Genomic DNA, 15,189 nt, shown 5'->3' on the forward strand with positions numbered 1-15,189 from the left:
TCATCCAATAGCGGTTTCCGCCGATTTCTTTCGGGTTTCGGCCCAAATAATAAAATGTGACATCCGTGGTGTGTGATGCCGTCCGCAAAGGTCGGTGTTTCGGTTCTGGCAAACAGAACTGAGAAAAAGGGAAATTGGACATGAAAGCCCGCAAAGACGACCCGAAACGGGAAGTCATCGACAAAGTTGTCGAACAAATCCAGCAACGCATAAAAGGCAAGATGGCGAAGGATGCAGAAGCATTCGTTCGCCTTTTTTATAAGGATGTTCCGCCTGACGACATGGCGGGTCGCTCGGTCGACTCGCTTTATGGCGCGGCGTTGACGCTTTATAAATTCACGCAAAAGCGCCCGTCGGCCGATGCCGCCAAAATCCGGGTCTATAACCCCGATCTTGAAGAGCACGGCTGGAAGTCCGATCACACCGTGATCGAGATCAGCAATACCGACATGCCGTTCCTTGTCGATTCCGTAACGTCGGTTCTTCATGAACTTGATCTGACGGTGCATCTGGTGATCCATCCGATCATGCGCATCGCACGTGATCAGAACGGCGAACTCCAATCGGTTGCAGGGGTTGAGGATTCAGAAGACCCGCGTGAATCGGTGATGCATGTCGAGATCGACGAGCAGACCGATCAGGCGGTTCTCGACAAGATCCACGAGCGTCTGGAAAATGCCCTGACCGATGTGGCTCTTGCCGTGCGTGACTGGCAGCCGATGCTTAAAAAGGTTTCCGAAGTTCTTGATGAAATCGGTGAAACCACCGGTGGTGGTGCCGAAGAAGACCGTCGGGAGGTCAAGGATTTCCTTGGCTGGCTCCATAATGATCACTTCACCTTCCTTGGCTATCGCGAATACCGCTTCAAGACGTCGGGCAAGAAAACGGCTGCTGATGTCGAAGTCAAAAATCAGCTCGGCATCCTGTCGCGCGAAGGAACGCATATTTTCGATGAACTGCGCCAGATCGGAAATCTGTCGCCTGAAGTTCAGGACTTCGTCACCAGCCCCAACCTTTTGATGGTGACCAAGGCCAACAAGCAATCGACCGTCCATCGTCCGGTGCATCTTGATACCATCGTCGTCAAACAGTTCGACGCCAAGGGCAAGGTCGTTGGTCAGCACCTTTTTGTCGGCCTGTTTACCTCGGTCGCCTATAACCTGAGCCCGCGCCTGATACCGCTTTTGCGCATGAAACTTGCCGAAACGGTCAAGCGCGCCGGCTTCCCGCCTGCCAGCCATGATGGCAAGGCGCTGGTCAATATCCTTGAAACCTTCCCGCGCGACGAACTGTTCCAGGTCGAGCTTGATGACCTCTATCACATCTGCATGGGCATCCTGCATTTGCAGGAACGTCAGCGCATTGCCCTGTTTGTCCGTCGCGATGCGTTTGAACGGTTCGTTTCCTGTCAGCTGTTCTGCCCGCGCGATCGTTTCTCGACCAAGCTGCGGTTCAAGTTCCAGAAGGTCATCGAAGATGCCTTTGACGGCAAGGTGACAGCACACTACACCCTGATCGGGGACAGCCCGCTTGCGCGTCTGCATCTGCTGGTCAAAACCAATCCGGGTGAATTGCCGGAATATAACGTTGCCGAAATCGAACGTCAGCTGGTTGAGGTGGCGCGCGACTGGACGGATACGCTTCGTCAGGTCCTTGTTCGTGAAATGGGCGAGGAACGCGGTCTTGCGCTCTATCGTCGCTATGGTGAAAGCTTCTCAAGCGACTATCGCGAACGCTTCACGGTCGAAAGTGCTGCACTTGATATCGAACGCATCGAAGATGTGATCAAGGCCAATGACCTTCGCGTGAACCTCTATCGTCCGATCGAGGCCGCCGAAAACGAACTGCGCTTCAAAATCTACAATCCCGGTGCGCCGGTTCCGCTGTCTGATGTTTTGCCCATGCTTGAAAATATGGGGCTTAAGGTCATCACCGAGAACCCGTTTACAGTCCGTCCGCGCGATGTGGAAACCAATGTCCGCATTCACGATTTCGGTGTGGTTGTCGATGGTGAATTCAGCCTGCATGATGTGCGCGACAAGTTCCAGGAACTGTTTGTCCGCATGTGGCATGGCGAAGTGGAAAACGACGCCTTTAACCGTCTGGTTCTGCTGGGCAACCTGCATTGGCGCGAAGTCGTGATCCTGCGGGCCTATGCCCGTTATACCCGTCAGATGGGATCTGCCTTCTCGCAGAATTACATGGCGCGCACACTTGCCAACAACCCGGCACTGGCGTCTGCCATCGTGTCGCTGTTTGTTGCAAAGTTCGACCCGGATCGCGATCCGGGCATGGCACTGGAAGTCGAAGCCATCGAAGGCGATATCGTGTCGCGCCTTGAAGATGTGATGAACCCGGATGAGGACCGCATTTTGCGGGCCTTCCTCAATCTGGTTCAGTCGACCCTGCGCACCAACTTCTTCCAGTACGGAGCGGATGGAAATCCCAAACCCTATCTGTCGGTCAAATTCAATTCCGGCATGATTGAGGATTTGCCGTTGCCCCGTCCATGGCGTGAAATCTTTGTCTATTCCCCGCGGGTCGAAGCCGTCCATCTGCGTGGTGGTCCGGTGGCCCGTGGCGGTATCCGCTGGTCGGATCGCCAGGAAGATTTCCGCACCGAAATTCTGGGTCTGGTCAAGGCCCAGATGGTCAAGAATGCAGTCATTGTTCCGGTTGGTTCCAAGGGCGGTTTTGTTGTGAAACGCCCGCCGACCGATGGCTCGCGCGAGGCATTCCTCGAAGAAGGTATTGCCTGCTACAAAATCCTGATGAGCGGCATGCTCGACATCACCGACAATATCGTTGGTGGCGACATCATTCCGCCAGAACGTGTTCGCCGTCTCGATGAAGATGATCCTTATCTGGTCGTTGCGGCCGACAAGGGCACGGCAACCTTCTCGGATATTGCCAATGGTGTGGCCCGTGATTACGGCTTCTGGCTTGATGATGCTTTCGCATCGGGTGGCTCGCAGGGCTATGACCACAAGAAAATGGGCATTACCGCCCGGGGCGCGTGGGAATCGGTCAAACGTCACTTCCGCGAAATGGGCAAGGATATCCAGACCACACCATTTACCGTGGCAGGTGTCGGTGACATGTCCGGCGACGTGTTTGGCAATGGCATGCTTCTGTCTGAACAGATCAAGCTGGTCGCTGCCTTTAACCACATGCATATCTTTGTCGATCCGGACCCGGATACGGCCAAAAGCTTTGCCGAGCGCAAACGCCTGTTTGATATGCCGCGGTCAAGCTGGACCGACTATGACAAAAAGCTCCTGTCCAAGGGCGGCGATATCTTTGACCGCAAGGCCAAGACCCTTGATCCGTCACCCGAAGTTCGCAAGCTTCTTGGTCTTGATAGCGGCAAGGTCACGCCAGCCGACATGATGAAGGCGATCCTGAAAGCTGATGTGGAGCTGATGTGGTTTGGCGGTATCGGAACCTATATCAAATCAAGTCACGAAACCAATGCCGATGCCGGTGACCGAGCCAATGATGCCATCCGCATCAATGGTCGCGAACTTCGCGCCAAGGTCGTCGGTGAAGGGGCAAACCTTGGTGCAACCCAGCGCGGGCGTATCGAATATGCCCATGCCGGTGGCCGTTTGAATACGGATGCCATTGATAACGCAGCAGGCGTTAACTGCTCGGATCACGAGGTCAATATCAAGATTCTTGTCGGCGAAGTGGTTGCTGCGGGCGATATGACCGAAAAACAGCGTAACAAGCTTCTGGTCGAAATGACCGACGAAGTTGGTGATCTGGTTCTTCGCGATAACTATCTGCAAAGTCAGGCCATTTCCAATGCCCATGCGGCAAGCTCGGACCTGCTTGATGCGCAGGTGCGTCTGATCCGGATGCTGGAACGCGAAGGGCGTCTTAACCGCGAGATCGAATATCTTCCCGATGACGAGGAACTTGCCCGTCGTGCCAGTGCGCATGAAGGTCTGACGCGTCCCGAAGTTTCGGTGTTGATGCCTTATGCCAAACTTTGGCTTTATGACGAGGTGCTGGAGTCCGATCTTCCGGATGACCCGATCCTGGTCGAGGAACTGGTGCGGTATTTCCCGACACCGCTTCGCAAGAAATATGCGGATGCGATTTCGGGTCATCGTCTGAAACGTGAAATCATTGCCACCGTGGCGACCAACAGTCTGGTTAACCGCGTTGGCGGCACGTTTGTTCATGACATGATGGAGGCGACCGGTCTTTCGGCGGTGGATGTGTCACGTGGCTATCTGATTACGCGCGCCGTCTTTGGTCTGCGGGAACTTTGGGCCGGGATCGAGGCGCTTGATAACGTGGTGCTGGCCAAGTTGCAGATCAGCATGTTCCGTGACATCAACCGCATGGTCAATGACGTCACCCAGTGGTTCCTGCGCAATTGCGAGGAACTTAACGTTGGTGCCAAGATCGAGATGTTCCGTCCTGCGGTATCCAAGGTGATTTCGGCCTTTGACGAAATTGTCCCGGAGGATGCCGGTTTCAGAACCGCACTCGAACAGAAAGCCCAGTCTTTGATGGCACAGGGCGTTCCCGAAGAACTCGCACGTCGCATTGCATCTGTTGCCCAGATGGTTGCGATCTGTGACGTGGTCCGGATCGCCGAGGCAACCGGTCGTGACGTGATTGAGGTCGCATCGACCTATTTCGCCGTTGGAACACGTTTCCAGCTTGGTCTGATGCGCGCCGCAGCCGAGTCCATCGAAGCCGAAACCTATTGGCAGAAAATGGCACGTGCAGCTGTGATTGATGATCTGTTCGGGCATCAGCGCGAACTGACCCGTGCGGTTCTTGCCGATGGCAAAAAAGGCAGTTCGGGTTCGGATCTTGTTGATAAATGGGCCGATGCTCATCAGCGCGGCTGTGCGCGTTGTGATGAACTGATCAACGAGTTGCGTGCGGCCGGGCAGATTGATCTTTCGATGATCACCGTGGCCAACCGTCAGATCAGGGCGCTGATCGGGGCTTGAACCCTGACAAGCCTGTCGTTGAGAACGTAACAAAGAGGGCGCTTTTTGCGCCCTCTTTTTGTTTTGCGGGGCCTTTGAATAACTCTTCGGGGCGGAGATTGAGACAGGGAGCATAATAAAATACCGCCAGCGATGGCTGCTATGTGTCTGGTTCATGTAGCCACTTAAATATTTGAATTTACGAACATTCCTGTCATCCTCCTGCCATGATTATATGATGATCTTGCAATGTTCCGGACGGGATTCCTTGAAAAATACCAACCGGTACGTATATGTGACACATAATCAATATACAGGTAAAAGCCATGAGGAACGCCGCGGAAACCCGGATCAAGCTGCTTGAGACAGCCATCGAATTGCTGTCAACACGCAGTTATCACGACATCGGTGTCAGCGATGTCTGCAAGCATGCCGGGGTGACAAAAGGCGCGTTCTATCATCACTTTGACAGCAAGGCCGCGCTGTTTGCGACCGCCGCACGCCATCATTGGGAAAAAGGCAAAGACGAGCTTCGCGCAGTCTTTTCCCCGGAAGTTCCCCCGATTGAACAGCTTAATCGTTATATCGAGCTGGTCTGCGACAAACAGAAAAGACATGCCGTTCCGGGCGAAAGTGAAGTCTGTGTGTGCCCGATCTTTACCGCAGGCGGCCAAGTCGGTCCGGAAGATGTGGAAATCCAGGATTGCTCCCGCGAACTTGCAGGCGAACAGGTCAAATATCTGGCCTCGATGGTGCGCGGGCTGAAAGGCGAGGGCATGCTGGGCGAAGACGGTGATGTCACCCTGTTGGCCCGCCTTGTTTTCCAGTATGTCCATGGTTTGCTGACCTATGGCAAGGTATTTAATGATCTGGATACTGTTCGGTCTGATCTGCGTGAAGGGATCTGCCGAATTCTAAATTTGCAATGTAAATTCAGATAGTTAATTGCAATTCATGTCAGTTGATGTCTCCTGACAAAACAGTATAAAAATAAAAAATAGCCATTTTTTTGCCTTCTTCCCCTTGCGAACAAACCGAACGGTATGCATCTACCCTTCAAACGGGCCGCGTGTGTGCGGCGCAACCCATTTGGAAGAAGAAAAGATGCAGTCTCGATCAAAACGCAGAATTCTGCTGCCAGTTGCCGCATTGGCGCTGGTCGCTGCCGCCGGTGGATATGGCTTGCATGTCTCGGGCTCCTTTGCCGATGAAGTGGCGGTTCAGTCCGCCCCGATGGCAACCCCGGTTACTGTTTCTCACGTCAAAAGCAGCTCTGTGCGGCTTTGGAATAACTTTTCCGGCCGCCTGAGCGCGGTCGAGGAAGTCCAGCTGCGCCCGCAGGTCAGTGGTGCGATTGTCGAAATCCGCTTTGAAGACGGACAGCTGGTTCAAAAGGACGATATTCTGGCGGTGATTGATCCGCGCAGTTATCAGGCAACCGTTAACGAGGCACGTGCCGAACTGGCCGCTGCCGAACAGAACCTGTCGCTGGCTGCCAAGGAAAAGGCGCGTGCAGAAAAGCTCGTTGCCAATGGCACAGTGTCCAAGCGCGTCTATGACGAACGCCTCAACACCCATCGCGTCGCACAAAGTCAGGTGACGCGTGCGAAGGCCAATCTTGAACTGGCCGAGATCGAACTTGATCACGCCTATGTCAAAGCCCCGATCAGCGGCCGGGTCAGCCGGGTCGAACTGACCATTGGCAATCAGGTCAATGCCGGGCCGAATGCCCCGGTCCTGACCACGATTGTTTCAACCGGTAAAATCTATGCCGATTTTGACCTTGATGAGCAGACCTTCTTTGACAGCATCGGTGATGGCGGCAAAATCGCTGAAGCCGCCCACAGCATCCCGGTCAACATGACCCTGTCCAACGGGCGTCAGGTGTCGGGATTTGTTCACAGCTTTGACAACCGCATCGATCCGCGCACCGGCACGATCCGGACCCGTGCCCTGTTTGACAACCTTGATGGCGATCTTTTGCCAGGCACCTTTGCCGCCCTTGAGGTCGGTACCCTTGCCAAACAGGATGTCATCATGATTTCGCCCGAAGCCATCAGCACCGATCAGGACCGCAAGTTCGTCTATGTCGTCGAACCCGACAATACGGTTGCCTATCGTCAGGTTACTCTGGGCTCTGAAATCAATGGCATGCGCATTGTGACATCGGGTCTGAACGAAGGCGACCTTGTGATTGTCAATGGCATCATGAAGGTCCGTCCGGGCGTGCCGGTCGTTCCCGAAATTCTGCAGGCCGCTGCATCCTGACGGATGTGTGCTGGCGCTTTAAGCAAGGCTGACTTTCATGCAGAACCTATCAAGATTTTTTGTCGACCGTCCGATCTTCGCCGGCGTTCTTTCCGTGCTGATATTGCTGGGCGGTCTGATTGCCATGTGGCGTTTGCCGATTTCGGAATATCCCGAAGTCGTGCCGCCGTCGATCGTGGTCGAAGCGAAGTTTCCCGGCGCAAACCCCGCCGAGATTGCTGAAACCGTTGCATCCCCGCTTGAAGAGCAAATCAACGGGGTCGAGGGGATGCTGTATGTCAACTCGCTGGCCACAACCGATGGCAACCTGTCGCTGACCGTGACATTTGAAATCGGAACCGATCCCGATCTGGCCCAGCAAAAAGTCCAGAACCGTGTGTCGCAGGCCGAACCGCGTTTGCCCGATATCGTGCGCCAGCTTGGTGTGACGGTGTCCAAACGGTCGCCGGATCTGACCATGGTCGTGCATTTGCGTTCACCCAATGAACGCTATGACATGCTGTATTTGCGCAACTATGCGACGCTTAATGTGCGTGACCGTCTGGCACGTATCAGTGGTGTCGGGCAGGTCGGCCTGTTCGGGTCGGGTGATTACGCCATGCGTGTCTGGCTCAACCCTGACAAGGTGGCCGAACGCAACCTGACTGCTGGTGAGGTTGTTTCTGCAATCCAGAGCCAGAACGTTCAGGTCGCTGCCGGGATTATTGGTGGTGCGCCCTATGACAGTGGTGTGCAGTTCCAGTTGCCGATCAATATCAGCGGCCGTCTGGAATCCCCCGAGGAATTCGAAAATATCATCATCAAGCGTGAAAATGATGGCACCATCACGCGTCTTGGCGATGTGGCCCGTGTCGAAATGGAAGCCCAGCAATATGCGCTGCGCTCCCTGCTCGATAACAAGCCTGCGGTGGCGATTCCGATCTTTGCATCGCCCGGCTCAAATGCGCTTGATATTTCAAGCAATGTGCGCGCAACCATGGAAGAGCTTAAGCAAAACTTCCCTGACGATCTGGATTACTCGATTGTCTATGACCCGACCGTGTTTGTGCGTGGTTCGATCAAATCGGTTATCAAGACCCTGCTTGAAGCCATTGCGCTTGTGGTGATCGTGGTGACGATCTTCCTGCAAACATGGCGTGCATCGATCATCCCGTTACTTGCTGTGCCGGTTTCGATCATCGGGACCTTTGCCCTGATGCTGTTGATGGGCTTCTCGATCAACGTGCTGTCGCTGTTTGGTCTGATTCTGGCCATCGGGATCGTGGTCGATGATGCGATTGTGGTGGTCGAGAACGTTGAACGTAACATCGAACGTGGTCTGTCTCCGCGCGATGCGACGGTTGCGGCCATGCGCGAAGTTACCGGACCGATCATTGCGACGTCGTTGGTGATTACCGGTGTGTTTGTGCCGATTGCCTTTATTTCCGGCCTGACCGGCCAGTTCTATCAGCAATTTGCCCTGACTATCGCCATTGCCACCATCATTTCAACCATCAACTCACTCACACTCAGCCCGGCTTTGTCGGCAGTACTTCTGCGCAGTCATGACGCGCCCAAAGACTGGCTGACGCGCGGTATGGACTTTGTCTTTGGCTGGTTTTTCCGTGGGTTCAACCGTTTCTTTAACCGCAGTACCGAAATGTATGCTGGTGGTGTCAAACGCCTGCTGGGCATGAAGACCATCATGATGGCGCTTTATGTCGGCCTGCTCGCCCTGACCTATCAGGGTTTCCAGATCCTGCCAACAGGCTTTGTCCCCCTTCAGGACAAGCAATATCTGGTCAGTTTCGCCCAGCTTCCGCAGGGTTCGACGCTGGACCGGACCGAAGATGTCATTCGCGAGATGTCTGATATCGCGCTTAAGGAACCCGGTGTCGAAAGTGCCGTGGCCTTCCCGGGGCTTTCGATCAACGGGTTCGTCAACAGTTCCAGTGCGGGCATCGTGTTTGTCACGCTGACCGATTTTGACGAACGCAAAAGCGATGATCTGTCCGGGCTTGCCATCGCGGGCAAGCTGCAACAGAAATTCGCGGCGATTGACGAGGCCTTTGTCGCCATCTTCCCGGCCCCGCCGGTTCAGGGTCTTGGAACCGTCGGTGGCTTCAAGCTTCAGGTGCAGGATCGTTCCGATCAGGGTTATCGCGCCCTTGATGATGCCATGAAACAGGTCCTTGCCAAGGCATGGGCAGCACCGGAACTGACCGGTGTGTTTTCAAGCTACAACATCAATGTGCCCCAGCTTCAGGCGACCCTTGATCGTACCAAGGTCCAGCAGCTTGGCGTGCCGGTCGATGAAATCTTCCGGACCATGCAGGTCTATCTGGGTTCGATGTATGTCAATGACTTCAACGCGTTCGGGCGGACCTATCAGGTCATCGCACAGGCTGACAAACCCTATCGGTCAAGCCCCGAGGACATCCTGCGTCTGCAAACGCGCAATGCGGATGGGGATATGGTGCCGCTTGGATCAGTTCTTTCCGTTTCGGAAACGTTCGGGCCGGATACAGCGATGCGCTATAACGCGTTTCGTTCGGCTGATCTGAATGGTAACGCCGCCCCGGGTTATTCGAGTGGCGAGGCACAGGCAGCAATCACCAAGATCCTTGATGAAACATTGCCGCCGGGCATGTCCTATGAATGGACAGAACTGACCTATCAGCAGATTCTGGCGGGCAATACAGCGATCTTCATCTTCCCGATCTGTATCCTTCTGGTGTTCCTGGTTCTGGCTGCCCAGTACGAAAGCCTGACCATGCCGCTTGCGGTGATCCTGATCGTTCCGATGAGCATCCTGTCGGCTGTTTTTGGTGTCTATCTGTTTGGTGGGGACAATAACATCTTCACCCAGATCAGCCTGTTTGTGCTTGCCGGACTGGCATCCAAGAACGCCATCCTGATTGTCGAGTTCGCCCGCGAACTGGAACATCAGGGACGTGGCACCGTTCAGGCCGCAATCGAGGCCAGCCGTCTGCGCCTGCGCCCGATCCTTATGACGTCTCTGGCCTTCATCATGGGTGTCGTGCCGCTGGTTCTGTCCAGTGGTGCCGGTGCCGAGATGCGCCACGCCATCGGTATTGCCGTGTTCTCGGGCATGCTGGGCGTGACGATATTTGGCCTGATCCTGACCCCGGTCTTTTATGTCCTTGTACGCATGATTGGCCGGCGCAACGAAGTTCGTTCACTCAATGAGGCTGACGCACACCAGCCTGCGGAGTAAACGACATCGTTGCAGAAACAGCCGGACCGTCTTTTTCCCCCGACCCCGCCGGTCCGGCTGTTTTACTTTCCTGTTAGGCCTCAATCCGCATCGTACGCATGTCGAGAAATGCCTGGGTATCAATCAGGGCCAGGGGGCCCTGCCATGTACCGGCCTGTGCCGGTGATGGAGCATCCCAGTCAATTTCACGCGGTGGTGGCATATTGTCTGCTGATGGCCAGCGGTCCCCGCCAAACAGGTCTTCGCGATAATCGGCCAGTGTGCCGAGCGTTCCTGCCGGGCCTTCCTTGACGGTCAGTCTGTCGCCATATTCACGACGCATCGCAAATTCGACGCGATTTTCGGCATATCTGGCTAACTGGTCCCCGGAATATCCAAGATTTTCGCCGTCGCTCTGCGCGTATCCGTATTCCAAGGCGTAATTCATGCCATTCGAGACATTGATGTTATCTTCGCCAAATACAGCGACCAGCTGATCATCAAGATAATAGGCGCGTGTGACCTTTGCGTCGCCGTTATCGTCCAGCCAGGTATTCAGTTGGCTTTCAGCTTTGGACTGATAGGTTTCAAAGTCTTCCTGATGTTTGGTTTGAAGAGCTTTCCATTCCTCAAGCGAGAATTTGGTACTGTATTCACCGGTTTGTGGATCAATCGGTCTGGGCATGGTCAGAAACCGTGCGCCAACGATGGACATCTTTCCTTGAAACTCGACCATAAGACACCTCCTGCAATGAGATCTTAAATTGCGTATGCAATAAAAAGACCACTTATGGGTGTAATCAGGGGACTCCCTGAATATCTGCGGTATTCGTTCTGTGATGTTGGTCACGCAGGTGAAAACGCCATAATCATTTTGCTTGTTCAAAGGGTTGGCGGGAATAATCTTCCCACACTAACGAATAAGTTTTCGATGCGACGGCAAACAAACAGAACAAGTTTGCCGGGTGCTTGCCATTGCCAAACTTTGCCTTATCTGTCGTTCGAAAGGTTTGCCAAAAAGGGTGTTCGACCATGAACTATGTGCGTACAGGTTTGTTGCTGGCGGGTTTGACCGCGCTGTTTGGTGCTGTTGGCATGATGATCGGCGGGCAACAGGGCATGATCATTGCACTTTTGTTTGCCGGTGCGATGAATGTGTTCGCCTATTGGAATTCCGATGCCATGTTGCTTCGGATGCGCAATGCCCGTCAGGTCGATGATCAATCTGCGCCCGAACTTGTTTCCATGGTGCGTGATCTGGCGCGCAATGCCGGACTGCCGATGCCCAAGGTCTATGTGATTGAAAATCCCCAGCCCAATGCCTTTGCAACCGGTCGCAATCCGGAAAATGCGGCGGTGGCGGCCACGACCGGTTTGTTACAGCATCTTGATCGTAACGAAATCGCCGGTGTGATGGCTCATGAACTCGCCCATGTCAAAAATCGTGACACCCTGACCATGACCATCACGGCCACCATCGCCGGTGCCATTTCGGCCCTTGCCAATTTCGCAATGTTTGCGGGCATGTTTGGCGGCAACCGCAGTGAAAATAACAATCCTCTGGGCGGGATCGGCATGATCCTGATTGCCATTCTGGCCCCGATGGGGGCGATGATCGTGCAGATGGCAATCTCGCGGACCCGCGAATATGACGCCGACCGTATCGGAGCCGAGATTTGCGGTCATCCTTTGTGGCTGGCAAGTGCGCTTGCCAAGCTCGATAAAGGCGTGCACACCATTCCGAACATGCAGGCTGAACGCAACCCGGCGACCGCACATATGTATATTGCCAACCCGCTGTCGGGTAAGGGCGTGGACAATCTGTTTTCGACCCATCCCAATATGGCCAATCGCATCGCCCGGTTGCAGGCCATGGTCAATGGCGCGAGCCCGCGTCAGCAGTCACCGGTAGCGCAACCCGGCCCCAAGAAGGGGCCATGGGGACCGGCGGGCACCTCTGTCCGGTCATCGCGCACGACACGTCGTAAAAATCGTCCCTGGAACTAGAAAATCTGACTTGATGACGTAAGGGGTTATCCCTTGAAAATCGCCAAATCTATACTTGGGTATGTCCGAAAAACCAGGCTGCGGCATTGACCATTCGCGTCACAGCGATGACAATGGTCAATTAAGAAACTCAGGTATCTATTAAAGTTGTCGATCAACTTTATGCGGTGCGAAAAAGGGCAATAATGGCTGGTTTCTGGTCAATGGTTGGCCTGGTGATCAAGTCGCTGATCACCGGTAATGAAACTTCAGGGGACGTCACCGATTCTGCGTATGAAAACGCGCCGGGTGCCGAGCCTTTATGTCTGTATGCGATTGCCCGATTTGGCCGCCCGGACGCCAGTACCGAAGGGGGTTTTCAGCCCTCTGATCCTTTTGCCGAAATGGTTGCGCGCAGTCTGGTCGATGTGCCTGAAAGCAATTCGGTCATGCTTGATCAGTTCTTCTCCCCCAATCCGGATACCGTTGACGGCTTTCAGGCCATGCGCGAAGCCCAGCTCAATGTCCTGAATATGGGTCGCAGGGTTGATGCAGATGCCATTTTCTGGGGGCAGCAAAACGCGTTTGGCGGTTTTGACCTGCATCTGGTCAGTGATGCGCTGACCTCATCGCTTTATGATCTGATGCTGCCACTGACCCACAGTTTCCGGCAGGTTGATCATCGTGATGTTAGTGATGCGCTTCGCATCCTTCTTGCCGCACAACTGCTTTTTAAATCGCGGGGCGGGGAACAGCGTCTGTTGCAGATTGCGCGCCTGACCAGCTACCTCGAGGATTTTCAGGAACGCATCAATCGTGGCGAATATTTCGAAGCCGGGGGGCAAGGTGTCGCAACAGCTTATGCCTTCGGGGCTTTTGTTCTGACGGAAACCGGGGATCGAAGTTACTGCGCCAGCGCGCTTCGCGTGCTTGAACCCCACATCCGCAAGATTTTGAGCGATGCCGGTGACAGTCCAGGTGATGTGCCACAGGCCAAAGCACGGAGTTCCTCGGGACTTTTGGGCGAGGCACTTCCGCAACAAAAGGGAGTGGCGGTTGTCAGGGAATTGCGCACCGAGGATCTTGTTGCCCAGATCAGTGACTTTGCCAGAGTCGATGCAAAATCCACAGCCCTTCTGGCGATGTATGCCGGATTGGTGAACTGGTCGCTGATTGCCAATCTCAAAGCCCGCTCGCCCGCCCTTGCGATCGGTATCTGGAAGATGCTTGAACGGCGCTTTGAACTGTCTTTGGGGTCTCCGGTCGACCGGGCGCTTGCGATCTGCAAACTTGCCGAGGCCATGGTGGCAAGCGGCAAGGATAGCGAAGACGCCAAAATGATTGAAAGCGGGGCAGCGCAATATCGCCGGGCGCTGACCATGGTCAATAACCGGGCCCACGCGCCACTTTATGCAATTACGGCCTATGGTCTGGCCGAGGCCATTGTATCGGCCGCCATCATTAATGATGTCACCATCCCCGATACCCAGGTCGTGCCGGTATTCCAGGCGGCCCTAAAAATCTGTGCGCGACGTGACAATCCCTATATCTGGGGACGGACGATGTTTGCACTGTCGACGGTCTATCTGACCAACGGAACCGTGCATAAGGACGTCCAGATGCTTTCAAGCGCAAGAATGGGCTTCTCGCAATCCTATGAGGCATTCATGGATGCCGGGGCCAAGGGCGCTGCACGGGCGGCATCGGGTGGCTTTACCCGTACCGAAAACATCATTTCCCAGCTTGGTCATCGCAAGGCGATCATGGATGCGACCGGCGGCGAGGGACCGGAAAAAGAAATCGCCTCCTGATCATATTGCGATGCGCCCCGTCATGGTCAGCTCGGATCAGACAAAAAGAAACCCCCGCAGCTGCTGTCTGCGGGGGGTTTGACTGCGAATGCCGTGGCACTTCTATTCGCGATTACCGAAGAAGTGCAGAAGCATAATGAACAGGTTCACGAAGTCGAGATAGAGCTGCAGGGCACCGAACAGAGCTTTTTTGCCTGCGGTGGTTGCGTCATCATGCTCGTGATACGCTTCCTTGATGCGCTGGGTGTCATAGGCGGTCAGACCGGTGAAGATCAGAACACCAGCAGCCGAAATGACGAACTGCAACATGCTGCTGCCAAGGAAGATATTGACCACGCTGGCAATGATAATGCCGATCAGGCCCATGAACAGGAAGCTACCCCAGCCCGACAGGTCTTTCTTGGTGGTGTAGCCATAAAGGCTCATCGCACCGAAGGTACCTGCTGTGATGAAGAAGGTACGAGCAATCGACTCACCGGTATAGACCAGGAAGATCGAAGCAAGGGACAAGCCCATCAGTCCGGCATAGACCCAGAAAGTCGCCTGTGCTGCGCCGAAGCTCATTTTATGAATACGTGCGCTCAGGAAGAACACCAGCCCGATCGGGGCCAGCATGACAATCCACATAAGTCCGGTGCCGAAAATTGCCTGCATCAGGGCCGGGCTGGTCGACACAGCCATTGCCACGATACCGGTCAAGGCAAGTGCGGATGCCATGTAGTTATAGACACGCAGCATATAGGCGCGGAGACCTTCATCGATCTCGGCCGCCGACCGGCCAACCGAGACGTCATAGCCGCGTTGACGCGTTTCAAAAGCCATTGAAATCCCTCTTTGATCCAATTGTGGGCAGAATCATTTCTACAATTCTGCGATGGTCAAAATATGGCAGGATTTCCGTGAAAAGCAACGGTTTGGCGGAAAGTGCAATCGTCACAGCTATCCACATGTGATCTTGTTCACCCTGCATTTG

General features: G+C 54.5%; 8 protein-coding genes. 6 read left to right on the forward strand and 2 right to left on the reverse strand.

Translation table 11 applies throughout. From position 1 onward, the window contains the following. Positions 1-140: 140 nt before the first annotated feature. From TH30_RS03090 to TH30_RS03105, 4 genes are all read left to right on the forward strand, one after another. Positions 141-4,976, forward strand: a complete 4,836-nt coding sequence (locus TH30_RS03090) for an NAD-glutamate dehydrogenase (RefSeq protein ID WP_114096592.1) — start codon at positions 141-143, stop codon at positions 4,974-4,976. Between the two features lie 305 nt (positions 4,977-5,281). After that, the gene (locus TH30_RS03095) at positions 5,282-5,896 is read left to right on the forward strand and encodes a TetR/AcrR family transcriptional regulator (protein ID WP_114096593.1); all 615 of its coding nucleotides are present in this window, start codon (positions 5,282-5,284) and stop codon (positions 5,894-5,896) included. Between the two features lie 163 nt (positions 5,897-6,059). Next, the gene (locus TH30_RS03100; RefSeq protein ID WP_114096886.1) at positions 6,060-7,223 is read left to right on the forward strand and encodes an efflux RND transporter periplasmic adaptor subunit; all 1,164 of its coding nucleotides are present in this window, start codon (positions 6,060-6,062) and stop codon (positions 7,221-7,223) included. 37 nt (positions 7,224-7,260) lie between these two features. Then, positions 7,261-10,440 (forward strand): efflux RND transporter permease subunit, encoded by a 3,180-nt coding sequence (locus TH30_RS03105; RefSeq protein WP_114096594.1) that lies wholly within the window; start codon positions 7,261-7,263, stop codon positions 10,438-10,440. Positions 10,441-10,513: 73 nt separating this feature from the next. On the opposite strand, the gene TH30_RS03110 is transcribed toward TH30_RS03105, so the two are convergent. Beyond that, positions 10,514-11,155: a hypothetical protein gene (locus TH30_RS03110; RefSeq protein ID WP_114096595.1), complete on the reverse strand. Its 642-nt coding sequence runs from the start codon at positions 11,153-11,155 to the stop codon at positions 10,514-10,516. Between the two features lie 296 nt (positions 11,156-11,451). Here TH30_RS03110 and htpX point away from each other — a divergent pair, with 296 nt between their 5' ends. Both htpX and TH30_RS03120 read left to right on the forward strand, forming a co-directional pair. Beyond that, the gene (gene htpX, locus TH30_RS03115; RefSeq protein ID WP_114096596.1) at positions 11,452-12,426 is read left to right on the forward strand and encodes a zinc metalloprotease HtpX; all 975 of its coding nucleotides are present in this window, start codon (positions 11,452-11,454) and stop codon (positions 12,424-12,426) included. Positions 12,427-12,611: 185 nt separating this feature from the next. Continuing rightward, positions 12,612-14,216, forward strand: a complete 1,605-nt coding sequence (locus TH30_RS03120) for a hypothetical protein (RefSeq protein WP_114096597.1) — start codon at positions 12,612-12,614, stop codon at positions 14,214-14,216. Between the two features lie 102 nt (positions 14,217-14,318). Here the strand turns inward: TH30_RS03120 and TH30_RS03125 are convergent, their stop codons facing one another. Continuing rightward, positions 14,319-15,038, reverse strand: coding sequence for a Bax inhibitor-1/YccA family protein (locus tag TH30_RS03125; RefSeq protein WP_114096598.1), 720 nt, complete (start codon positions 15,036-15,038; stop codon positions 14,319-14,321). Positions 15,039-15,189 lie beyond the last annotated feature (151 nt).

The sequence above is a fragment of the Thalassospira profundimaris genome (assembly GCF_003326795.1).
GTDB lineage: Bacteria > Pseudomonadota > Alphaproteobacteria > Rhodospirillales > Thalassospiraceae > Thalassospira > Thalassospira profundimaris_C.

Coding starts and splice junctions, on each gene's coding strand:
- TH30_RS03095 (WP_114096593.1), top strand. CDS start 5,282: ATGAGGAACGCCGCGGAAACCCGGATCAAGCTGCTTGAGACAGCCATC.
- TH30_RS03100 (WP_114096886.1), top strand. CDS start 6,060: ATGCAGTCTCGATCAAAACGCAGAATTCTGCTGCCAGTTGCCGCATTG.
- TH30_RS03090 (WP_114096592.1), top strand. CDS start 141: ATGAAAGCCCGCAAAGACGACCCGAAACGGGAAGTCATCGACAAAGTT.
- TH30_RS03120 (WP_114096597.1), top strand. CDS start 12,612: ATGGCTGGTTTCTGGTCAATGGTTGGCCTGGTGATCAAGTCGCTGATC.
- TH30_RS03110 (WP_114096595.1), bottom strand. CDS start 11,155: ATGGTCGAGTTTCAAGGAAAGATGTCCATCGTTGGCGCACGGTTTCTG.
- TH30_RS03125 (WP_114096598.1), bottom strand. CDS start 15,038: ATGGCTTTTGAAACGCGTCAACGCGGCTATGACGTCTCGGTTGGCCGG.
- htpX (WP_114096596.1), top strand. CDS start 11,452: ATGAACTATGTGCGTACAGGTTTGTTGCTGGCGGGTTTGACCGCGCTG.
- TH30_RS03105 (WP_114096594.1), top strand. CDS start 7,261: ATGCAGAACCTATCAAGATTTTTTGTCGACCGTCCGATCTTCGCCGGC.